The sequence below is a fragment of the Gracilibacillus boraciitolerans JCM 21714 genome (assembly GCF_000521485.1).
Taxonomy (GTDB): Bacteria; Bacillota; Bacilli; order Bacillales; family Amphibacillaceae; genus Gracilibacillus; species Gracilibacillus boraciitolerans.
On record NZ_BAVS01000006.1, the window covers coordinates 82070 to 105003 of the forward strand.

Sequence of the window (22934 nt, forward strand, 5' to 3'; positions counted from 1 at the left end):
AAATCACTCCTATTGTAAAAGAGGTAAACCAGTTACTCCTTCTAAAAAATAACTGGTTTACTATAATTAGATATTTTCAACTCTGATATTCTAAAAAGAAATCGCTAGTTAGGTTTGATCATTTACTAATCAAGTGGTTTTCAGGTTATTCACTTTATTTAACATACACCTATTCTTTTGAGTGCTTGTTGCAGGCTGCTAACCGTCTTTACATGACTCATATTTATTCCTAAACTAACCATCGTTTGTACAATATCTGGTCTAATACCGCTTAAAATTGGTTTAATACCAATTAACTCTAATGATTCTATTACTTTGAAAAGCTGATGAGCAACCATTGTGTCAATTGCATTTACACCAGATAAATCAATTATAATATAATCTAAATCTTCATCACTGCCTTGACTTAAACCATTTTTCATAAGTTGATCCGCACGATGTGTATCAATTTCACCAATAATAGGAATAATCCCGACACTATCGGTAATTTTCACTAAAGGAATGGATAATTCGTCAACGGCATATCTTGCTCTTGCAATTGTCACATTAAAGTCTTTCATATATTTCTTGCTAACTAATTTTATTGCCTGATCAACAATATAATTAAAATTAACAATTGCTTTATGGTAATCCTCTAATGAAAAATCAGTATTTAAAGCCTCTTTTAGAATAATTTCACTTATCGTTTCTCGATAATTACTAATTTCTTCTAAGGCAATATCAAGTGGCAGCATGAGCTCTAGCAACCTGTTACTTAGTTTCTCACTCCAATATTCTAAAGATTCAATTGGGGCATCATTATCTGAAACAATTGACTCTGCATAAACTTCAATTAATTCCCTTCTCCACTCTATTAAAAAATCTTTGATATCGACACCTTTAAACTCTGGTATAGGGATAGCATTTACAATTTCATCTTTTTGTTTACCTATATTTTTCGAAATAGTTTCAAGATTTTGTCTTTCTTTTATAATCATAACAAATTATCCTTTCCATATATTATTAGGTACAATAGATGGTTTCTCTCTCTACATTTATAATATACCCAGAATTCTAATTACGAAAACAAATTAATAAATTATGTTAAAATTATTAGATTAGAAATGAATCAACTTATAAAATATGATGAAGGAGATACTTAACAATTTATTTGAGGTGTTATCAATGAAAAATACAGCAACGAATGTCATTTAATTTTGCGGAACCCACTATGAATATGGAAAAATGAAAGGACACAATTAAATAATAATTATCTGGTGGCTAATAGACACAATCAATGGAAAGTGAGGAGAACACGATTTAAAATTAATGTAAAGCAGACCATTTCTGTATATAAAGCGTTAGCTCCATCTCTATGGGAAGAGTTTGAGGGGGGGTTAAAGGATGCTCTGGAATGGCCGATAGAAAGGATTTTATTAGAGTTTGGCGGTTATCGAACAAATATCCCAAAATCAGGATGTTCCATTATGTCTGGGAACGGTTTTCTGATCAGAAATTATGATTATCACCCTAAGACTTATGATGGGAGCTTTCTAGCATCTCAGCCGACAGATGATGGCCTTGCTACTATTGGCAGTAGCCAACGGGTAACGGGAAGATCTGATGGAATGAATGAGCAGGGACTCGCTCTTGGCTATACTTTTATCAATCGCAAAAAACCTGGAGATGGTTTCGTTTGTCACATGATAGGAAGGTTAGTATTAGAATTATGTAAAAATATTGAAGAGGAGGTTCAGCTATTAAAAGAACTACCACATCGTGGTTCGTTCAGTTATGTTCTCTATGATACAAATAGTACACTAGTAACAATTGTAGAAACCTTTCCTCGAGGAATAGAAATACGCGAGAACATTGCTTGCACTAACCATTTTGAACGTTTGACAAAAGATAACCGCCACTTTTTAGTGGATTCAACTAAAAGAATGGATTTGATACAAGAGAAGGAACTGTCATCTCTAACTTCGGAAAAAACATTTCAACTTTTTAACAGTACAACTGCTAGTCTATTTTTCCAGCAATATTATAACTGGGCTGGTACGATTCACACCTCAGCCTTTTTTCCTTCTGATTTAACTGTTTAGTTTGCACTCGGCGGTAATCAGAAACCATATGTCTTTAACTTTCGCAATTGGTTAAGAGGAATTGATTTTCAGACTTCCATCATTAGAGGAGAAATAAATACAACTATCCCCTTTCTCAGTATGGAAAAAGCAGATTGGTTTAAGGAAAAGCATCAATCAAAATAATTATAGAACGTTTTGAAGAGAAAATATAGTGAGCTTTTTAACACAAAAACCGGGAAAGCCCGCCCGGTCCATATTATTAACACAGGTACTGTGCTCTAACTATTATGTAAAAATTCCGAATTATATAAACCGTAATATCACCGCTTCCACTCCTGTGGCATTCGTTTCCCCCCCTGAAGATCCACTTTTTTGAGCGGTTTGTGCTCGGAAAAGTTAGCTGAAGGGAAGACGCCACGGAAAGGGAAGTGGGATTTACTTGCACAAGATAGGTCTCATACTAAACAACATATCTAGTCAACTATATCTTTATTTATATCACATTCAAAACGTGAATAGGATACCTAAATGCTGAGATACCAATGGTTATATATTTTCTTACCTTAACACAAAAACCAGTTATTCCTATATAGAAATAACTGGTCCTCATTTAAAGCTCTAACTCGCCCATTCGCAATAATTCCACTACAGCTTGCGAGCGCCCCTTAACACCCAACTTCTGCATTGCGTTTGAGATGTGATTTCTTACTGTTTTTTGCGAGATAAAAAGTTCTTGGGCGATATCCTTGGTTGTTTTATCCTGAACTAATAGCTCAAATACTTCTCTTTCTCGTTTCGTTAATAATTGCTTCGGCTTGTATTCGTTATCTTTCAAATGTGAACCCCCCCTCCTTGCTAACTTTAGGGCGTTGAAATAAGAGGGTAATTACTTAGTCAATTTTATAATATGTCAACCGCAGATAAGGTGTGCTCTACAAACGTCTAAATCAAACACATTTTCGATGTTTTTTAATTTTATAATTATTGAAGTGGTTATATATGTTACCATGGTATAAATACTGGAATGGCAAAGATTTTATACTTACTCACCTTAAAAAGAAAACCCCTTCTCATTAGTGAGAAGGGATTTATCTTTAATTAATAGGCATGATCGCTTCCGAAGAAGTTTTTGAATGATTGTATATTGGTATCACGGTTTAGTGCTGCGATAGAAGTTGTCAAAGGGATACCTTTAGGACAAACCTGCACACAGTTTTGTGAATTACCACAACCTGAAATACCGCCATCTTCCATTAGTGCTTCTAAGCGTTCACTTTTATGCATTTCTCCTGTTGGATGAGAATTGAATAAGCGAACTTGCGATAATGGAGCAGGTCCAATGAAATCAGATTTACTGTTAACATTTGGACAAGCTTCCAAACATACGCCACATGTCATACATTTTGATAGTTCATATGCCCATTGACGTTTTTTCTCTGGCATTCTTGGTCCGGGTCCCAAATCGTGCGTACCATCAATTGGAATCCATGCTTTTACTTTTTTCAAGGAATCAAACATACGACTGCGATCGACAACCAAGTCACGCACTACTGGAAATGTGGACATAGGCGCCACACGTATTGGTGTCTCCAGAGTATCTACTAAAGTCGAACATGCTTGACGTGGTACATCATTGATGACCATTGAACACGCTCCACAAACTTCTTCTAGACAATTCGATTCCCATTGAATCGGAGCTACATGTTTGCCCTCTGCATTAACAGGATTTTTTTGTGTCTCCATTAATGCAGAAATAATATTCATGTTTTTACGATAGTTTATCTTGAATGTCTCCTCATAGGGAGGAGAATCAGGACTATCCTGCCGAGTTATTATCATTGTCAGCTTTTCTTCTGCCATCTCTCGCTACCCCCCCTTTATTTTTTCTTACTATAATCACGTTTACGAGGTTCAATTAAAGATACATCGACATCTTCGTACTCGAACTTAGGTGATTGGGTGCTTACGTCAAATGATGCTTTTGTAGTTTTGAGCCATTCTTCATCATTACGTTCCGGGAATTCAGGTTTATAATGAGCACCACGGCTTTCATTACGATTATATGCGCCTAAAGTCATGACACGAGCTAAATGCAACATATTTTTCAATTGACGAGTAAACATAACACCTGAGTTGTTCCAACGGGATGTATCATCCATATTAATGTGTTCCCAACGCTCCAACAATTCTTCAATTTTTTTATCTGTTTTTAGAAGTTTTTCATTTTCACGCACCACCGTAACATTAGCTGTCATCCATTCTCCAAGTTCTTTATGGATTTGATAAGCATTCTCGTCACCACGCATATTTAATAGTTCTTCAAATCTAGCTTCTTCTTCTTTCAAATGACGATCAAAAACATCTGAAGGAACATCTTCAACTGTTTTTTCTAATCCATCTATATATTTAATCGCATTTGGCCCTGCAACCATACCACCATAAATAGATGATAATAGTGAATTAGCACCAAGACGGTTTGCACCATGTTGTGTATAATCACACTCACCAGCTGCAAAGATTCCTGGGATGTTAGTCATCTGATCATAATCCACCCAAAGTCCACCCATTGAATAGTGTACAGCAGGGAAAATTTTCATTGGTACTTTACGTGGATCTTCCCCCCCAACAAATTTCTCGTAGATTTCGATAATTCCACCAAGCTTAACATCTAATTCTTTTGGATCTTTATGAGAAAGATCAAGATATACCATGTTTTCCCCGTTAATTCCAAGCTTTTGATTTACACAGATATCAAAGATCTCACGAGTCGCAATATCACGAGGAACAAGATTACCGTATGCCGGATATTTCTCTTCTAAGAAATACCAAGGTTCCCCATCTTTATACGTCCATACTCGTCCACCTTCCCCCCCACGAGCAGATTCACTCATAAGGCGAAGTTTATCGTCTCCTGGAATCGCTGTAGGGTGAATTTGAATAAACTCACCATTTGCATAAACAGCTCCCTGCAAATAAAGCGCTGCTGCAGCCGAACCAGTATTGATAACTGAGTTAGTTGATTTACCAAAGATAATGCCAGGACCACCTGAAGCAAAAATGGTTGCATCAGCTTTAAAAGCTTTTATTTCATGTGATTTAACATTTTGGCCAAGAATTCCTCGTCCAACACTATCATCATCAATAATGGCTGAAATAAATTCCCAACCTTCATATTTCGTTACTAACCCTTGCACTTCATAACGACGAACTTGTTCGTCTAATGCATATAATAATTGTTGCCCTGTTGTTGCACCTGCATATGCTGTACGGTGATATTGTGTTCCACCAAAACGACGGAAGTCAAGCAAGCCTTCTTCCGTACGGTTAAACATAACCCCCATACGGTCTAACATGTGAATAATTCCTGGTGCAGCATCACACATCGCTTTAACAGGTGGTTGATTAGCTAAGAAGTCTCCACCGTAAACTGTATCATCAAAGTGTTCCCAAGGAGAATCCCCCCCTTCGCCTTTTGTATTTACTGCACCATTAATTCCACCTTGTGCACAAACAGAGTGAGATCGTTTAACAGGTACAATCGATAATAAATCTATATGAACCCCCCCTGCTTCTGCTGCTTTAATTGTGGCCATTAGTCCTGCAAGTCCACCACCCACAATAACAATATTGCGATCACTCATTTATACTCACTCCCTTTACTTTCTTACTGCTTTATTAAACGAACGCGAATAATGCGCGAACACCGATATAAGTTACAGCTAAAAATACTAATAATGTTGCATATGTAGCAATTTTCTGTGAACGTGGTGTAACTGTAATACCCCATGTTACAAAAAAGCTCCATAATCCATTGGCAAAATGGAATGTAGTGGATACTACTCCAATTACATAAAACCAGAACATTACTGGATTCGCTAAAATATTTTCCATTAAGCTATAATCCAACTCTTCTGTTCCCATGCCAATTTGAACACGTGTTTCCCAAAGATGCCACACAATAAAGACCAGCGTGATAATACCTGTTATTCGTTGCAGGAAAAACATCCAATTTCGAAAAAATCCATAACGTCTTGTATTGTTTTTTGCTACAAACACAATATAGACACCTAATACTGCGTGAAATAAAATTGGAAGGAAAATAATAAAAATTTCCAGCATTAAGCGAAACGGTAGATCATGCATAAATTGTGCCGCTTTATTAAAGCTGTCTGCTCCGTAAACAGCAAAATGGTTGACTACCAAGTGCTGAATTAAGAAGATACCAATTGGCACTACTCCCAATAGCGAATGTAACCTGCGATAAAAGAATTCCCTATTCTCCACTTTTGTACCCCCCCCTCTAGTTCTTCTCATATTTACAACATACGACTCTTCTGTAATTAACATTTAGAAAAAAGCGCTTTACAACTCAAAACAAAGTTTCACTTTCTCTTCGATCTTTTTTCGAGCAGTCCCATCCAAAGAATTTCGTATATTGGTACCACAACTATTGTACTTCTATCAGCAAAAAGCGTCAAGAAAACGAACGCTTTTTCTATAAAAAGTTGTCGAATACATTTCAGAAATAATTGGATAAAGTTACTTTTGAACGATTGCAGAAACAGTCGAAAAAAGCGATAATAGAATAAATAGATCATACATTTTACAGATTAGGGCAAGAAAGGGGGGGACTTTTAAATGACTACAAAAAAGACGAATATTGCTACAGTATTAGCAAATTTACAAACAACAAGTAGTGGTTATGATTTGATACGATATATTGGCATACCAGATATGCTTGGTCAGGAATCTGATCTTATTTTATACGTAATGGGAAAAAAATTGGCGCGGCAGGCAGAGTGTATATCGATAGAAGAAATACAGGAATTTTTTCAGCATGTTGGCTGGGGGGGAGAACTGGCATTATCACAAGAAAAAAGACGGGGGGGATACCTTTTTGAACTCAGTGGTAGCATTATACAGGCAAGATTACAGACTTTAGAGAAAATTGATTTCCAATTAGAAGCTGGATTTTTAGCAGAGACAATTAATCAGATTTCAGAAAAGGATTGCGAATCGATTGCTGAAATAAAAAAAGATCATGTTATATTACATGTATTATTTGACTAAAGCCCCCCATATTCCTTTTTTGGAAGGGGCTTTATTATTCTTTTTCTAATAATTGACTTAATATATTTTTTGCTACCGGCTTCGGAATACCTAATTGTGCAATATCTTCTACAGATGCTTTTTCAATTTCCCGAATGGATTTAAAATGTGTTAGTAGAAGTCTTTTTCTTTGTGCCCCCCCAACACCATCAATCTCGTCTAACTTAGAATGAAAGGCACTTTTGCCTCTTAGCTGACGATGGAAGGTTATTGCAAATCGGTGTACCTCATCCTGAATACGTTGAATGAAATAAAATTCCTGTGATCTTCTGTCTAAATTCACCACTTCGGGTGGATCACCATATAACAATTCGCTTGTCCGGTGTTTATCATCTTTTGCCAGACCACATAAAGGAATATCTAAGCCTAATTCATTTTCTAATACGTCAACCGCTGCAGACATTTGTCCCTTAGAGCCATCAATAACAATTAAATCTGGTAAGGCTTCTTCTTCTTTTAACACTCTCGTATACCGGCGTCTGATAACTTCCCGCATGGTATCATAATCATCCGGACCTTCCACATTTTTAATTTTATATTTACGATATTCTTTTTTAGCTGGTTTTCCATCGATAAAAACTACCATTGCTGAAACGGGATCTGTCCCTTGAATATTGGAATTATCAAAAGCTTCGATTCGATGCGGCGTTTCAATATGAAGTATATCTCCTAAACTTTCCACTGCAAGAATCGTTCGTTCTTCATTTCGCTCTATTAAACTGAATTTTTCCTGTAATGCAATTTCGGCATTTTTTTGTGCTAATTCAACGAGTTCCTTCTTACGCCCTCGCATCGGAATATGCACATCAATTTCTAACAATTCCTTTAATAGCTCTGCTTTGGTTGGAATTGGAACGAGTATCTGCCTTGGCTTTGGATGGTGATGGTGCAAATAAAAGCTGCCGATAAAACTTAAGAAGGTGTCCTGCGCTTCATCAAAAAGGGGAAATAATGAGACATCTCGTTCAATTAATTTTCCTTGTCGAATGAAGAATACTTGTACGCACATCCAGCCTTTATCAATCGTGTAATTAAATACATCCCGATCCACTTCATCCGTCATCGTCATTTTCTGTTGTTCCATTACTGATTCAATGTGCTGAATCAAGTCACGAAATTCTTTTGCTCGTTCAAAATTAAGCTTTTCTGACGCATGCAGCATTTTTTCTGTAAGGCTCTTTTTAATCATGCGATGCCCACCGTTCAAAAAACTGCCAATTTCTTGCGTGATTTTTTGATATTCTTCTTTAGTTGGGGGATTTTCCGCACATGCCAAACACTGATGCATGTGATAATACAAACAATGACGACCTTTAGGATTATTACATTTTCGTAATGGATATAATCTATCTAATAACTTTTTTGTTTCTCTTGCTGCGATTACATTCGGATAGGGACCAAAATATTTTCCCTTATCCTTTTTTACTTTGCGAGTTATAATTAAACGCGGATGACGTTCATTGGTAATTTTCAAAAAGGGATAGGACTTATCATCTTTTAACAGTACATTATATTTGGGATCATATTTCTTAATTAAATTCATTTCTAAAATCAGCGCTTCAATTTCAGAACTAGTAACGATATACTCAAAATCATGGATTTCCCTGACCAATCGCTGAGTTTTTTGATCATTGGCACCAATAAAATAAGAGCGAACTCTATTGCGTAAGATTTTAGACTTCCCTACATATATTACCGTACCATGTTTATCCTTCATCAAATAACAACCAGGTTGAGCAGGTAATACTGCTAATTTCTCTTTTATGTTATCACCCATCTCTCTCACCCCCCCTTTGTTTTTCACTATCAGTATATGTAGCAGAAAAGAATCCCTTATTACAACGATTTGCTGTAATAAGGGATTCTCACTTTCTATTATGCATGTTTGTTGATGATTTCAACAAGTGCTTCTTTTGGTTGGTAGCCAACTACTTGATCGACTACTTCACCATCTTTGAAAAGTAAAAGTGTTGGAATACTCATTACACCGTATTTACCTGCTGTTTCTTGGTTTTCATCTACATCAAGTTTTACGATTTTTACTTGGTCGCTCATTTCACCATCTATTTCTTCAAGGACTGGTGCAATCATTTTACAAGGTCCACACCATGTAGCCCAAAAGTCTGCTAATACTAACCCTTCACTTGTTTCATTACTGAATGTACCATCGTTAGCTGCTACGATTGCCATTTAGAATTCCTCCTTTATTATTACGATTTCTTCCTAAGTATAACATCTACAAAATAATCATCCTAATACTTTGCTTATAAGGATATTTTTTAATCGGCCTTACTTTTTATACAGATAACATATAATAAAAACCAACAACTAAAAAGATCAGTGCAATTGCAAATAATACATAGGCCAACGTTTTCATCTTGCCACTCCTCTACTGTATACTAGAGCCGATAACGTAAGAAAAACCAACTGAAATAACCAAAGAAATAAAACCTACGGCACGATTATCCTTTTCGATTTCCTGATCAATTCGGTATGTTGGTGTTAAAAATTCAAAAATAAAATAACCGAACAACAATAAAAGAAAACCATATCCGCTCCAAACGATACTTTCAAGTATGCTGTCATTATGTTCAATCGAATAACGGATTATATTGGCGATTCCAAATATTTTTCCTCCCGTTGCCATGGCAACACTAAGATTTCCGTTTCTTATTTCTTCCCAGTTTTTATAAGAAGTTACAAGTTCAAAGATTATTAAGAAGACGACTAAACTCAACACAGCAACACTATAACGAGCAGCTGTTTCGATAAAAACATTTCCCCAAAAGTCTGACATTTTGATGGCCTCCTCTTATTTTAATGCTAATACCGTCACACCTAGTCCACCTTCACCCATTTCACCGTCACGAGCACTGGTAATTTTGGAATGTTTGCGGGCAAAGTCCTTTACTCCTTTACGAAGTGCACCCGTACCTTTCCCATGAATAATCGATACGTTATGATAGCCTGCAAGTAAGGCATCATCAACATACTTCTCTAATTGTTGCAAAGCATCTTCATAGCGTTCACCACGCAAATCGAGTTCAGGTTTTACATGATATTGTGAACCTCTAACGGTAGCTAATGGTTTTTCCATTTTGGGTTCTTCTCGTCTCACAAATAACAAATCTTTGCGCTTTACTTTCATTTTCATTATTCCAATTTGAACTTGGAACTCATTCTTACCTGTCTGTTCAATGATAGATCCTTTCTGATCTAACGTTAACAGCTTCACTTCATCTCCAGGATGTAACGTTTTTGCCTTTGCTGCATCAAATGCTTGCTCTTGTTTCTCTTGCTTTTTGGTTAGATCTGGTCTTGCCTCATTCAGAAGTTTTTTCGCTTCAATCCATTCATGTTCTTTTAATTCAGCTTCTGTTTTCATATTTCTTAGCTCTAAAACGATCGTTTCAGCATCTTCTCTCGCTCTTACCAAAGCTTTTTCTGCTTTTTCTTCGGCTTTTTTATATAATGCCTCACGTTCTCTATCGAATTGTTGCCATTTTTTTTCAATATCTCGTTTGAGCTGATCTGCTTGTTCTAAAATAATATGGGCATTTTCATAATCCGTTTCAGCTCTCCGTCTTGAATCTTCAAGAGATGCGATCATATTCTCCACACTTTTAGAATCGGTGCTTATAAGACTTCTGGCTTCTTCAATAACTTGTTCATTTAATCCAAGACGCTTCGATATTTCAAATGCATTACTGCGACCAGGAACACCAATTAACAATCGATAAGTTGGTTTTAGCGTTTGAATATCAAATTCAACGGAAGCATTCGTCACATCTTTACGATTATATCCATATGCCTTTAATTCAGGATAATGTGTCGTTGCAATAACTCGTGCTCTCTTTTCTACCACATAATCGAGGATAGACATAGCTAATGCAGCGCCTTCCTGAGGATCTGTTCCAGCACCAAGCTCATCAAATAACAATAACGATTTATGATCAAAATTATTAAGGATATCAACAATATTGGTCATGTGAGAAGAAAAAGTACTTAAACTTTGTTCGATCGATTGCTCATCACCAATATCAGCAAACACATCAGAAAAGACGGCTAACTCTCCACCATCCAGTGCTGGCACCTGTAAGCCAGATTGTGCCATCAATGTGCAAAGTCCGACCATTTTTAACGTGACGGTTTTACCGCCTGTATTGGGACCAGTAATGACAATGGCGGTAAAGTCTTCGCCTAATTCCACATCATTCGCTACCACCTCATCTGCTGGAATTAGCGGATGACGAGCACGTTTCAATTTAATAATGCCCTGGTCATTCATGGTTGGCCGGCTTGCTTTCATCTCATGACTTAACTTAGCGCGTGCAAATATAAAATCTATATGTGCTAATGCTTCGACATTTTGCCGGAGATATCCTTCATCTTCAGCAATACGGATCGTTAAATCCTTTAAGATTCGCTCAATTTCTCTTTTCTCATCAACTCTGGCTGCTTGTAACTGATTGTTTAATTCCACGACAGACTGGGGGGGTTCCATAAATAACGTTTGACCTGATGCAGATTGATCATGAACGATACCACCTATCGCCCCGCGATATTCCTGTTTGACTGGCAACACATACCTGTCATTACGAATCGTGACAATCACATCTGATAACATCTTCGTTTTAGTTTTTGTGAAATTATCTAATCGGTCTCGCACCTTATTTTCGTTAGTACGGATCTTAGTACGTAAACCTCGTAATTTATCTGAAGCACCATCATCATATGCCCATGATCATCAATACAGCTCTTAATTTCTCTTTCTAACTCGTTTAATGGAACTATCTCATCTGCAAGCGCCTGAACAATCGGTAATTTGATATCTTCTAATTTATCAATAAACAGTTTTAATTGTTTACCACCATTTATCGTACTGGCAACATCTAAACATTCGTGTGTGGATAGAATGCCACCAATCACAGCTCTTTTAATACTTGGTTTTATATCAGATATTCCACCTAGTGGTACATTTCCTTTAAGTCGAATAACATGAAAAGCTTCATCTGTTTCGTCTTGCCATGAATTAACCTGTTCAAGATCTGTGGAAGGTTTTAACATACGTGCTTTTTCCACACCAAGAGAAGAAGCAGCTTTTTCTACGAGTTGTTCCTTAATTTTGTGAAATTCTAATACATGTAATATACGCTGGTTCATCAATCAAACCTCCTATCTTGAATTCACTTCTTTTTGGCGTAAATATTCGATGAATTTTTCTGCATTCCACGTGTTGACTACTGTATCTTTTTTTAGTTTTCCACGACGTGCAGTACCAATACCAGTTGTCATATCTTCTAACATAGTATAATTATGTGCGTCAGTGTTAATTGCCAGATGAACACCGTGTTCCTGTGCAAGTTCTACCCACTCTGCAGATAGATCTAAACGATTGGGATTTGCATTTAATTCTAAGATAGTATTGGTTGCTGCTGCTTGTTTAATCAGCCATTCTACATCGACAGCATAGCCATCTCGTTTGCCTAATAATCTGCCCGTTGGATGTGCAATCATATCTACATGCGGATTCTGCAATGCATGCAGTAACCGCTCATGTATCTTCTCTTGTGGCTGTTGAAAACTAGAATGAATCGATGCAATGACAAAGTCGAGCTCTTGTAAAAAATCATCTTCGAAATCTAATGTCCCATCAGGTAAGATATCCATCTCAACACCCGCTAAAATAGTAATGTCAGGATGCTGTTGCTGCACTTTTTCAATTTCTTTACGTTGTTGTCGCAAGCGTTCTTCGTTTAGTCCATTAGCAACTTTAAGAAACTTCGAATGATCCGTAATTGCCATAAAGTGATAGCCTTTCTCTTTGACACGAATCACCATCTCTTCTAAGGATTGTGCACCATCACTCCATGTCGTATGCATATGCAAATCAGCTTGAATAGAAGCTTCATCCACTAAATCAATTGAAGCTTTTGCAAGAGTAAGTTCATCCTTACCTTCACGAATTTCAGGTGGGATAAACTCCAGTCCAAAATTACGATAGAAAGCTTCCTCTGTAGCAAAAGTTTTCACCTTCCCTGTCTCAACATCCTCAACACCATACTCACTAATTTTTTTACCTTGTGATTTTGCCAATTGACGCATTAACACATTATGATCCTTCGAACCGGTGAAATGATGAAGTGTTGTTGGAAATTCTTTATCGCTTACTAAACGAAAATCAACATTAATATCATAGCGTCCTTGCACAACAATCGATACCTTTGTATCACCTGCCGCGATCGTGTCCATTCGATCTTCGAATTGTAATAATTTTTCCTTCACTATGTCCGGCTTATCTGTTGCAATAATAAAATCTAAGTCTTTAACGGTCTCTCGAAATCGCCGCATACTACCTGCAATCGAAAATCGTTGAATCTCTTCGATGTTGTGAAGAAAATCTTCTATTTTTTCTACAGTTGCTACAACGAGAGGCACTGGTAAACGTTCAGGACGAGTACCCGCACTATTCAGAGCTTCTATTATTTTTTCCTCCGTTTTTTTACCAAAGCCTTTAAGCGCCTGTACTTCCCCCCCTTTTTCACAGGCTGCTCTTAACGTACCTTCATCGACAATATCTAATTCATGATATAGTTTTGCTAATTTTTTCCCACCCAAGCCAGGTAAATTCAACAGAGGAATCAAACCTGCCGGTACTTCTTTCTCTAATTGTAGTAAAGTATCTGATTCACCATTTTCAATAAATTCCAATATGACAGCAGCGGTGCCTTTTCCTACACCTTGCAATTTCGTGAAATCTTCTATTTCTGTTAAAGAACGATCGTCTCGTTCCAGGGCTTGCGCTGCCTTACGATATGCTGATATTTTAAAAGGATTTTCATTTTTTAATTCAAGATAGGTAGCAATTTTTTCTAATAGCTTAATAACATCTTTTTTATTAATAGCCATTCAGTTCCCTCACTTCTTCTTATTAACATGTGAAATACCCTTGCTATTTGTCTGGCAAGGGTATGTTCCATTACTTACTGAAAGGGTCATTTTCGAACCAATATGTTGCAATTTTATCTGATAAAACCGGTGTTTCTTCGATAATAAAGGCTGCAATTGACGAACTATCGATAAGTTCCTGAATATAGGCAACAGGTGCTAAAGCCAAAATATATAAGACAACAAATAATAGCAAATATACTTCTACAAAACCTAAAATGGCACCTAACCAACTATTTAAAAGTCGTAAAATCGGTAAATCTGCTACAAAATCAAGCATTGTTGCTACAATTTGCAAAATGATTTTCGTAACAAAAAATAAAGCACCAAAGGCAATAGCATTATAATAAGCAGCCTCTAATGGCAACGATTCTAGAAAAACAGCCCATGAAGCATCTGACATAAATTCTGGATATGGAATCCATAATTCCAACTTTGATGCCAGATTATCGTAATAAATTGCAGCAACTATAAAAGCGACAATAAATCCAATAAGGTGCAGAACTTGAAGGATAAAACCTCTCCTTAATCCTACAAAGATTCCAACAATAAGTAAAAAAATAAGTATGATATTTACCATAACAAAATTATTCCTCTTTCTCCTCAAGTAATTTTTGTAATACCTCAAAATCCTCTTTTAATTTTATGTAATCATTCATTGTATTCACTGCTGTCAATACTGCAAGTTTAGTTGTATCCAATGATTTATTCAAAGCGTGTATATCACGCATTTTGCCATCCACCAGATTTGCTACATGACGGATCTGATCTGACTGTTCGTTACCAACAATCGTGTATGCTCTTCCATATATATCAACGGTGGTCCGAGACTTTTCTGGTTGGGACACCATGATACCCCCCCTTTTAGACAATTAACTTAGAATTAATAGTAACATGAAGTACCTAATTAGAAAACTATTCTGATAAAATGAATCTCTGTTATACTTAAAAGTAGTAAGTAGGAAAGGACGAAGACTATTGTCAAACATCGTTTTACAATTCACAAAAAATAATTTATCAAAAGTAAAAAGTTATTATGAAAACTATATTACCAAAGTTCCGCCAAATAGTCTTTTCTTAGCTAAAAAGAATAATGTTACAATTATTGCTTATAAATCTGGAAAAGTCATGTTTCAGGGTGGTCAGGCTCAACAGGAAGCGGAGCAATGGCAAGCGTTTGTATCTGATTCTATCATTGCAAAACCCTCCGTAAATGACCACCAATATCAGCCACCACAAGCTTTATTCCATCAAGCACACATCGGGACAGATGAAGCGGGTACAGGAGATTACTTCGGCCCAATTACGGTGAGTGCGGTATATTTGACTGAAGAAACATTGTCAATTCTTAAAGCAATGGGTATCACGGATTCCAAAACGTTGATAGATGATCGCATTGCAGAGTTTGCGAAAGAAATTGTGAAGCAAAAAATTCCCTACACGTTATTAACGTTAGAAAATGCGAAGTATAACAAGCTTCAAAAAAAAGGCTGGAATCAAGGCAAAATGAAAGCCATGCTTCATCAGCATGCGATTCAAAAATTATTAACTAAAATAGGAAACAGTTCTCTTCAGGGGATATTAATTGACCAATTTTGTCAGCCACCCTCTTATATCAAGCATATTAAAGAAGAGGGTCTTCGATTAGAGACTAATACTTTTTTTATGACAAAAGCTGAAAGTTATTCTACTTCTGTGGCTGCTGCCTCTATTATTGCAAGAGCTAAATTTGTAAAAGAAATGGATCACCTCTCTGCTGAATACGGAGTTACCATACCAAAGGGTGCATCCAGCAAAGTCGATCAAACAGCTGCTTACTTGATAAAAAAACATGGCCTTGAAGCATTAGCAAACATAGCAAAAACACATTTCGCCAATACTGATAAAGCATTGCGATATGTAAAAAAGAGATGATACCCTCTGATGATAAAAGAAAGGCTGCAACTCTAATTAAGTTGCAGCCTTTTTGTTTATGCTCTTAATTCTGCTTGGTGTTCGTTTGCTACTGCTTCTAATATCGCTTGATAGGATGCTTCTACTTCCTCATCCATTAGCGTCCGTTCTGGATCTTGATAGAATAAACTGAAGGCAATCGATTTTTTTCCTACTGTTAAACGGTCACCCTGATAAACATCAAATACCTGGATATCCTTGATCAGTTCACCACCAGCTTTTGCAATCGTATCTTGTAAAACACCCGCCTGAACTGTTTCGTTCACTACAAGTGCAATATCCCTCGTCACACTAGGATAACGTGGAATTGCAGCAAAACTTGGTTCATTTTCGTGAAGTGAAAGAATATATCGAAGTCGATATCAAACACAAACGTATCCTTCAAATCATAGCTTTTTTGTAATTGCGGATGTAATTGACCAGCAAACCCAATGGCATGGTTATTCAGGAACAATTGAGCTGTTCTTCCAGGATGCATCCCTTCCACTTTTGCCTGGGTAAAGATTACTTGCACATTTAATGATGCAAATAATGCTTCCAGAACTCCTTTGACGACAAAGAAATCAACTGTCTTTTTCTCTTGCTGCCAAGGATGATGATTCCACTCTCCAGTTAGAACACCTGCTAGACGAAGCTTTTCTTCTGGTTGTTTTGTCACTTCTTGCTCTTTAGAAATAAAAATACTGCCTAATTCATAATAAGCAAGGTTTGTTTGCTTACGAGCTAAATTATAGGCAACAGATGATAGCATTTCCGGTAAAATGCTTAATCGTAATGTACTATGTTCTTCGCTCATTGGCATTGATAATGATACTGCTGATACTAAGGCTTCTGCTACTTCTGGACTAACCAGTTGTGTGACACGCTCTTTGTTTGTTAAAGAATAGGTAACCGTTTCAGACAGCCCAGCTCCTTCTAAGAAACGTTTTACATGACGTTTTAACTGTTGTTGTTTCGTTAAACCACCAACTTGTGCCCCCCCACCGCCCGGCAGCGTAAAAGGCAAATTATCATAACCATAGATACGAGCCACTTCTTCCAACATGTCTTCGAAGATCACAATGTCTTGACGACGTGTTGGTGCATATACTGTAAATGTTTCATCATCTTGCTCATAATTAAAGTGCAGCTTGCGCAGGATATCTGCAACCACATCATTTGAAATAGCTGTTCCTAAACGGTCATTTATTTTTGAAGTCCAAATCGTTACCATTTTTTCTGAATAATCAAGTTGATCAAATTCAACAATACCGTCTAACACTGTGGCATCTGCATATTTCTCTAATAATTGACAAGCTTTCTCTCCAGCTTTTCGGACACGATTTGGGTCTACACCTTTCTCAAATCGATTGCTTGCTTCACTTCTTAAATCAAATGCTTTTGCTGCCTTGCGAACGGTTTGACCATCAAAATATGCAGCTTCAAGTAAAATCGTTGTCGTTTGATCGGAGACCTCTGTATCTGCTCCACCCATTACACCTGCTAAAGCAACAGGTTTCTTCCCATTAGTGATTACGAGATGTTCACTTGATAATGTTCGTTCCTGATCATCTAATGTAACTATTTTTTCACCGTCATTTGCCATTCGTACGACAACTTCTTGGGAGTCGAATTTGTCATAATCAAAAGCATGCAATGGCTGACCATATTCTAATAATACGTAATTTGTAATATCAACCACATTGTTAATCGGACGAATACCTGCTGCCATTAAGTAATTTCGCATCCATAAAGGTGAAGGAGCGATCTTGATATCTTTTATTATAAAGGCACCATAGTATGGATTTTGTTCCGTTGCTTCCACCTTAACTCCTATATGTTGTGCTGCTGTTTCTTCAGAAGAATGATAATTGGTATGTGGCAAGCGAATTGGCACATCTAAAATAGCTGCTACTTCGTATGCTACACCCAACATACTTAAAGCATCAGAGCGGTTTGGCGTTAAACCCAGCTCGATAATAATATCATCTAAATTTAATAGCTCTGTTACATCTGCACCAACTTCAGTATCCTCCGGAAATACAAAAATACCGCTAGCAAACTCTTTTGGCACGAATTTTTCTTCCACACCTAGTTCTTGCAACGAACAAATCATACCGTTAGACTCACTGCCACGTAATTTTGTTTTTTTGATTTTGAAATTACCTGGCAAGACAGCACCAGGTTTTGCTACAGCTACCTTCTGCCCTTGCGCAATATTTGGCGCGCCACAAATAATTTGGTATGTTTCCTCACCAATACTAACCTGACATAGACTTAATTTATCTGCATTGGGATGTTTTTCACAGCTTTCCACATACCCAACTACTACATTAGTCGACACCGAAGCAAAGCGTTCAAGACCTTCTACTTCAATCCCTGATTTAGTAATGCGTTCCGCTAAATCCTCTGCTGATAAACCATCTATATCGACATAATTTTTTAACCAATTTAATGATACAAACATGCTTTTACCTCCTTTTTATGCTTGATGATATTGTTTCAGGAATCGAATATCGTTAGTATAGAAATGACGGATATCATCTACGCCATATTTCAGCATAGCAATTCGTTCTGGTCCCATCCCAAAAGCGAAACCACTATAAATATCTGGGTCATATCCTGCCATCTCCAGTACTCGCGGATGTACCATACCGGCACCAAGTATTTCGATCCAGCCTGTTTTTTTACATACACTGCATCCTTTGCCATGACAAACTTTGCAGGAAATATCCATTTCAACGGATGGCTCTGTAAATGGAAAAAAGCTTGGACGCAATCGAATTTCACGATCTTCGCCAAACATTTGTTTAGCGAAACGATCTAATACCCCCCCTTTTAAATCGCTCATTTGAACGTGCTTATCGACATATAATCCTTCAATCTGTGTAAATTGATGTGAGTGGGTCGCATCATCCGTATCCCGGCGATATACTTTACCAGGACATATCATTTTCACTGGTCGCTCCCCTTTGATCATGTTCATCGTTCTTGCTTGTACTGGTGATGTATGAGTACGAAGCAGAATATCCTCCGTAATATAGAAAGAATCTTGCATATCACGTGCAGGATGGCCCTTCGGTAAATTCAAAGCCTCGAAGTTATAATAGTCCGTTTCCACCTCTGGTCCTTCACGTACTTCAAAGCCCATGCCGATGAATAAATCTTCAATCTCTTCGACTATACTTGTTAGAAGGTGTGGACCACCAGTTGGAACAGGTCTTCCTGGAAGTGTCACATCAATCGTTTCTTCCGCAAGTTGTTTTTCCAACTCTACTGCTTCGATATCAGCTTTTTTACGATTGAGCGCTTCCGCGACATTTCCTCTTACCGTATTTGCCAGCTCACCTATAACAGGACGTTCTTCCTTAGATAACTTCCCCCCCATTCCTTTTAATACTTCGGTAATTGGTCCTTTCTTACCTAAATATGCGACGCGGACATCTTGTAACTCTTTCAATGAATCTGCATCTTCGATTTTTTGTAATGCTTCTTTTTCCAATACTTGCAGTTGATCTTTCATTTATTGAACCTCCTTTATTCTATTTAGAAAACAAAAAAGTCTCATCCCTGTATAAAAAAGGGACGAGACTAAATGTATCGCGGTACCACCCTTGTTGAAATAGTTCAAAACTATATCCACTCAAGTTAACAGATAACGGTATAAACCGGTACACCTTTACTTGCTTCATGCAAGGTCCCAGTGTCGGCTCCAGAGTGAAATTTCAATTGGTGATCGCCAGAAGCACTTACAGTCTATGATGCTTCTTCCCTTTAGACGATTTCCACCTATTTACTAGCTCTTTCAATGCCTTTATAAATGTTTTTACTTTTTATAGTATAAGCAAGCTTACGAAAGGATGCAAGTCCTAACTTATTTTTTTACTGCTTCATACATAAGAATGGCAGCTGCTACACTAACATTTAGCGATTCTGCCTTGCCATAGATCGGGATCATAACGTTTTGATCAGCCTTCTGTATCAAATGCGGATCAACACCTGAGCCTTCATTTCCGACAATTATCACAAGTTTTTCAGGAACATCTAGTTCGTTATAATAACGAGCATTTTCTAATCCTGTAGACCATATTTTACTACCTGATTGCTGCAAACGATCTATTTCTTTTGTAAGATCCGCTTCAAAAACATGAAGATGAAATAGAGATCCTTGAGTGGAACGAATAACTTTATCATTAAATAAATCTACCGTACCGTTCCCTAAAATCACTGTATCAAATCCTGCAGCATCAGCTGTTCGTATCATTGTTCCAAGATTTCCAGGATCTTGAACGCGATCAACCATTAATGCTCGCTGAATAGGATGTGTTTGTATTTCCTTTTTATTAACGACTGCTAATACGCCTTGTGGTGACTTCGTTTGTGTAATAGCTACCATTACATTATCCGACACTTCAAACAGGGGGGGATAAGTTGACCAGGCTGGGTCACATTCTATACCTTGTTGATAAATAATTTCAACTATATCCCAATCACTTTTATGGGCCTCTTCAATAAGATGAAATCCTTCAATAATAAATTGGGAATGTAAGTCACGTTCTTTCTTCTTTTTTAATTTTCTCCAGTTTTTAACTTTTTCATTTTGTACTGATGTTAACATGCAACTCATCCCTCTGTTTTTATATCCTCTATCATACATACTTTTACACATTGTGGTCAAACTAAAATGAAAGTCCCTTATAAAAAAATAACACATGTCAACGATGTGGGACTTGTTTGTTTTTTGTATAGGGCACGGGTGAAAATCTTTTAGATAGGGTGATAATATGGATTTGAATTTACGCAAGGCGATTATGTCCAACGTTTCTGGTAACTCTGCTAATGACTTAGAAGCAACGATTGTAGATGCGATCCAAAGTGGAGAAGAAAAAATGCTTCCGGGTCTAGGTGTATTATTTGAATTGTATTGGCAACAAGCAGATGAAGCAGAAAAAACAGAAGTATTAGATTCTCTCGAACAAGCAGTAAACAAGCAGTAATGCAAATACGATGGTTGATGATACTTTTCAACCATCGTATTGCTTTTTCTTCTGATAAAATGTATATTTATAATAGATATATTTTACCAAAAGGGAGAACGCTATAATGAACGTACATTCCATTTATCATTTAATGCAAATGCAGCAATGTCATCACTTACGGGTGGTAATGACTCTACTGCCAACCAAATAGATTTCCAACAGCTGATACAACAATTAATGAATAATTCGTCAACTACTACTATGAACAAAAATAACATTCCAGCCTCTTACTTTTTAAACAATCCAGAAGTGGTACAATCTGCTTCTTCTATGCTTCATACAAAATCATTAAATAGCAGTCCTTCCATATCCGGTATTACTGACAGTATTTCAACGCTTATAGAACAAGCTGCCTCACAGTTTAATATCGACGCAAAATTAATAGATGCAGTTGTTCAGACAGAATCCAATTATAATCAGAATGCCGTAAGTGATGCTGGCGCTCAGGGTTTAATGCAATTAATGCCTGATACGGCTCGAGGATTAGGAGTGAAAAATGCGTTTGATCCAAAAGAAAATGTATTTGGCGGTTCCCTGTATTTGAAACAAATGCTCGATCGCTATGATGGAAATAAGACATTAGCACTGGCAGCCTATAACGCAGGCCCTGGTAATGTCGATAAATATAATGGTATTCCACCTTTTAAAGAAACACAGTCCTATGTCCAGAAAGTACTAGGAAAATACTTAGCCTAGTATACCCATCCAATTAAAAAGCTTTCCGCTACTTAAAACGGAAAGGCTTTTTAAATTTTTTTATCCAAATGTTATTTTATTTACGGTGTCTTTATCTAGCTTCTTGATAGCTTCCACTAATAATTGAACGGTGTTTTCGAAATCATCCAAATGTAAAATAGCTGCATGTGTATGAATATACCGAGTGGCAATCGTAATAGAAAGTGCCGGTACACCATTTGCCGTTAAGTGAATCGAACCAGAATCGGTCCCACCACCGGCCATTGTAGCATATTGATACGGTAAATTATATTGGTCTGCTGTATCTATTATGAAATCTCTCAAACCTCTATGAGATACCATTGATGCATCATACAAAATGATCTGTGGGCCTTCGCCAATCTTACTGTCTGCCTCTTTAGCAGAAATACCTGGAGTGTCCCCTGCAATTCCAACGTCTACTGTAAAGCCAATATCAGGCTCGATTGTGTTTGCAGATGTTTTTGCGCCACGTAGCCCAACCTCTTCCTGCACAGTTGCCACACCATATACTCGATTTGGATGTTTTTCGCCTTTTAATCTGCGAAATACTTCGATTGCAATAGCACATCCAATGCGATTATCCCAAGCTTTAGCCAGGATTAGTTTTTCATTTTTTAAAGGCGTAAATTCAAAGTATGGCACAATCGAATCGCCCGGTTTGACACCAAATTCGGCAGCTTCTTCCTGACTGGATGCACCAATATCAATGAACATATCTTTGATCTCCACTGGTTTTTTACGTGCTTCAGCAGAAACGATATGCGGCGGCTTTGAACCAATAATTCCAGTTATATCGCCTTTTTTAGTTAAAAGTGTAACACGTTGTGCCAACATTACTTGACTCCACCAGCCCCCCCCAACGGTTTGAAAATAAACAAATCCATTATCATCGATACGGGTAACCATGAAGCCAACCTCATCCAAGTGTCCAGCTATCATTATCTTTGGTCCATTTTCATCACCTGTTTTTTTCGCAATTAAGCTGCCGAGACGATCGTTATACACATTATCTGCATAAGGAGTGATCCATTTTTTCATTACTTCTCTGGCTTCTTTTTCATCTCCTGGTATGGATCGTGCATCTGTTAATTCTTTTAACATCGTAAGTTGCTGATCGTTTGTCATC

At 37.2% G+C, this 22934-nt stretch carries 19 protein-coding genes, 2 pseudogenes and 1 other annotated feature; of the genes and pseudogenes, 5 read left to right on the top strand and 16 right to left on the bottom strand.

Annotation, left to right across the window (positions count from 1 at the left end; translation table 11 throughout):
• Window positions 1-158: 158 nt before the first annotated feature.
• Complete coding sequence (locus JCM21714_RS06330; protein WP_035722752.1) at window positions 159-977, bottom strand: STAS domain-containing protein; 819 nt, start codon at window positions 975-977, stop codon at window positions 159-161.
• A 279-nt stretch (window positions 978-1256) separates the two neighbouring features.
• On the opposite strand from JCM21714_RS06330, the gene JCM21714_RS06335 reads away from it, so the two are divergent.
• Window positions 1257-2081: a C45 family autoproteolytic acyltransferase/hydrolase gene (locus JCM21714_RS06335; RefSeq protein ID WP_369403487.1), complete on the top strand. Its 825-nt coding sequence runs from the start codon at window positions 1257-1259 to the stop codon at window positions 2079-2081.
• Window positions 2082-2673: 592 nt separating this feature from the next.
• On the opposite strand, the gene JCM21714_RS06340 is transcribed toward JCM21714_RS06335, so the two are convergent.
• The 4 genes from JCM21714_RS06340 to JCM21714_RS06355 all read right to left on the bottom strand — a co-directional run bounded on the left by JCM21714_RS06340 (window position 2674) and on the right by JCM21714_RS06355 (window position 6347).
• Window positions 2674-2898 carry a helix-turn-helix domain-containing protein gene (locus JCM21714_RS06340; RefSeq protein WP_035722753.1) on the bottom strand — a complete coding sequence of 75 codons (225 nt, stop codon included), beginning with the start codon at window positions 2896-2898 and terminating at the stop codon, window positions 2674-2676.
• A gap of 263 nt (window positions 2899-3161) precedes the next feature.
• Window positions 3162-3923, bottom strand: a complete 762-nt coding sequence (sdhB, locus tag JCM21714_RS06345) for a succinate dehydrogenase iron-sulfur subunit (RefSeq protein WP_035722754.1) — start codon at window positions 3921-3923, stop codon at window positions 3162-3164.
• A gap of 17 nt (window positions 3924-3940) precedes the next feature.
• Complete coding sequence (sdhA, locus tag JCM21714_RS06350) at window positions 3941-5704, bottom strand: succinate dehydrogenase flavoprotein subunit (RefSeq protein ID WP_035722755.1); 1764 nt, start codon at window positions 5702-5704, stop codon at window positions 3941-3943.
• A 34-nt stretch (window positions 5705-5738) separates the two neighbouring features.
• Window positions 5739-6347, bottom strand: coding sequence for a succinate dehydrogenase cytochrome b558 subunit (locus JCM21714_RS06355; RefSeq protein ID WP_035722756.1), 609 nt, complete (start codon window positions 6345-6347; stop codon window positions 5739-5741).
• A 354-nt stretch (window positions 6348-6701) separates the two neighbouring features.
• Here JCM21714_RS06355 and JCM21714_RS06360 point away from each other — a divergent pair, with 354 nt between their 5' ends.
• On the top strand, window positions 6702-7133 hold the full coding sequence (locus JCM21714_RS06360; RefSeq protein ID WP_035722757.1) for a DUF2507 domain-containing protein: 432 nt from the start codon (window positions 6702-6704) through the stop codon (window positions 7131-7133).
• Window positions 7134-7167: 34 nt separating this feature from the next.
• On the opposite strand, the gene uvrC is transcribed toward JCM21714_RS06360, so the two are convergent.
• From uvrC to zapA, 7 genes and pseudogenes are all read right to left on the bottom strand, one after another.
• The gene (uvrC, locus tag JCM21714_RS06365) at window positions 7168-8949 is read right to left on the bottom strand and encodes an excinuclease ABC subunit UvrC (RefSeq protein WP_035722759.1); all 1782 of its coding nucleotides are present in this window, start codon (window positions 8947-8949) and stop codon (window positions 7168-7170) included.
• Window positions 8950-9047: 98 nt separating this feature from the next.
• Complete coding sequence (gene trxA, locus JCM21714_RS06370; RefSeq protein WP_035722761.1) at window positions 9048-9362, bottom strand: thioredoxin; 315 nt, start codon at window positions 9360-9362, stop codon at window positions 9048-9050.
• Between the two features lie 199 nt (window positions 9363-9561).
• Window positions 9562-9969 (bottom strand): DUF350 domain-containing protein, encoded by a 408-nt coding sequence (locus JCM21714_RS06375; protein ID WP_035722762.1) that lies wholly within the window; start codon window positions 9967-9969, stop codon window positions 9562-9564.
• Between the two features lie 15 nt (window positions 9970-9984).
• A pseudogene (locus JCM21714_RS06380) lies at window positions 9985-12335 on the bottom strand (endonuclease MutS2).
• A gap of 12 nt (window positions 12336-12347) precedes the next feature.
• Window positions 12348-14081, bottom strand: coding sequence for a DNA polymerase/3'-5' exonuclease PolX (gene polX / locus JCM21714_RS06385; protein WP_035722764.1), 1734 nt, complete (start codon window positions 14079-14081; stop codon window positions 12348-12350).
• A 70-nt stretch (window positions 14082-14151) separates the two neighbouring features.
• Window positions 14152-14700, bottom strand: coding sequence for a CvpA family protein (locus JCM21714_RS06390; RefSeq protein WP_035722766.1), 549 nt, complete (start codon window positions 14698-14700; stop codon window positions 14152-14154).
• Between the two features lie 7 nt (window positions 14701-14707).
• Window positions 14708-14968: a cell division protein ZapA gene (gene zapA / locus JCM21714_RS06395; protein ID WP_035722818.1), complete on the bottom strand. Its 261-nt coding sequence runs from the start codon at window positions 14966-14968 to the stop codon at window positions 14708-14710.
• A 130-nt stretch (window positions 14969-15098) separates the two neighbouring features.
• Between zapA and rnhC the strand changes: the two genes are divergently transcribed.
• Window positions 15099-16034 carry a ribonuclease HIII gene (rnhC, locus tag JCM21714_RS06400; RefSeq protein WP_035722767.1) on the top strand — a complete coding sequence of 312 codons (936 nt, stop codon included), beginning with the start codon at window positions 15099-15101 and terminating at the stop codon, window positions 16032-16034.
• Between the two features lie 56 nt (window positions 16035-16090).
• Here rnhC and pheT read toward each other — a convergent pair.
• From pheT to JCM21714_RS06415, 3 genes and pseudogenes are all read right to left on the bottom strand, one after another.
• Window positions 16091-18519: pseudogene (gene pheT, locus JCM21714_RS06405) on the bottom strand (phenylalanine--tRNA ligase subunit beta).
• 15 nt (window positions 18520-18534) lie between these two features.
• Window positions 18535-19575: a phenylalanine--tRNA ligase subunit alpha gene (gene pheS, locus JCM21714_RS06410; protein ID WP_035722768.1), complete on the bottom strand. Its 1041-nt coding sequence runs from the start codon at window positions 19573-19575 to the stop codon at window positions 18535-18537.
• Window positions 19576-19630: 55 nt separating this feature from the next.
• Window positions 19631-19870 (bottom strand) — a binding site (T-box leader).
• 56 nt (window positions 19871-19926) lie between these two features.
• Window positions 19927-20670 (bottom strand): TrmH family RNA methyltransferase, encoded by a 744-nt coding sequence (locus tag JCM21714_RS06415; protein ID WP_035722770.1) that lies wholly within the window; start codon window positions 20668-20670, stop codon window positions 19927-19929.
• Between the two features lie 166 nt (window positions 20671-20836).
• Between JCM21714_RS06415 and sspI the strand changes: the two genes are divergently transcribed.
• The gene (gene sspI / locus JCM21714_RS06420) at window positions 20837-21049 is read left to right on the top strand and encodes a small acid-soluble spore protein SspI (RefSeq protein WP_035722771.1); all 213 of its coding nucleotides are present in this window, start codon (window positions 20837-20839) and stop codon (window positions 21047-21049) included.
• A gap of 147 nt (window positions 21050-21196) precedes the next feature.
• Window positions 21197-21787, top strand: coding sequence for a lytic transglycosylase domain-containing protein (locus JCM21714_RS22845; protein WP_084040608.1), 591 nt, complete (start codon window positions 21197-21199; stop codon window positions 21785-21787).
• Between the two features lie 60 nt (window positions 21788-21847).
• Here the strand turns inward: JCM21714_RS22845 and JCM21714_RS06430 are convergent, their stop codons facing one another.
• Entirely contained in the window at window positions 21848-22933 is a 1086-nt protein-coding gene (locus JCM21714_RS06430) for a M42 family metallopeptidase (protein ID WP_035722774.1), read from the bottom strand.
• Window position 22934 lies beyond the last annotated feature (1 nt).

Excerpts from the sequence above, each read along its gene's own strand:
- sspI (WP_035722771.1), top strand. The coding sequence starts at position 20,837 with ATGGATTTGAATTTACGCAAGGCGATTATGTCCAACGTTTCTGGTAAC.
- sdhB (WP_035722754.1), bottom strand. The coding sequence starts at position 3,923 with ATGGCAGAAGAAAAGCTGACAATGATAATAACTCGGCAGGATAGTCCT.
- JCM21714_RS06415 (WP_035722770.1), bottom strand. The coding sequence starts at position 20,670 with ATGTTAACATCAGTACAAAATGAAAAAGTTAAAAACTGGAGAAAATTA.
- pheS (WP_035722768.1), bottom strand. The coding sequence starts at position 19,575 with ATGAAAGATCAACTGCAAGTATTGGAAAAAGAAGCATTACAAAAAATC.
- JCM21714_RS06430 (WP_035722774.1), bottom strand. The coding sequence starts at position 22,933 with ATGACAAACGATCAGCAACTTACGATGTTAAAAGAATTAACAGATGCA.
- JCM21714_RS06360 (WP_035722757.1), top strand. The coding sequence starts at position 6,702 with ATGACTACAAAAAAGACGAATATTGCTACAGTATTAGCAAATTTACAA.
- JCM21714_RS06375 (WP_035722762.1), bottom strand. The coding sequence starts at position 9,969 with ATGTCAGACTTTTGGGGAAATGTTTTTATCGAAACAGCTGCTCGTTAT.
- JCM21714_RS22845 (WP_084040608.1), top strand. The coding sequence starts at position 21,197 with ATGTCATCACTTACGGGTGGTAATGACTCTACTGCCAACCAAATAGAT.
- trxA (WP_035722761.1), bottom strand. The coding sequence starts at position 9,362 with ATGGCAATCGTAGCAGCTAACGATGGTACATTCAGTAATGAAACAAGT.
- uvrC (WP_035722759.1), bottom strand. The coding sequence starts at position 8,949 with ATGGGTGATAACATAAAAGAGAAATTAGCAGTATTACCTGCTCAACCT.
- JCM21714_RS06390 (WP_035722766.1), bottom strand. The coding sequence starts at position 14,700 with ATGGTAAATATCATACTTATTTTTTTACTTATTGTTGGAATCTTTGTA.
- JCM21714_RS06330 (WP_035722752.1), bottom strand. The coding sequence starts at position 977 with ATGATTATAAAAGAAAGACAAAATCTTGAAACTATTTCGAAAAATATA.
- sdhA (WP_035722755.1), bottom strand. The coding sequence starts at position 5,704 with ATGAGTGATCGCAATATTGTTATTGTGGGTGGTGGACTTGCAGGACTA.
- polX (WP_035722764.1), bottom strand. The coding sequence starts at position 14,081 with ATGGCTATTAATAAAAAAGATGTTATTAAGCTATTAGAAAAAATTGCT.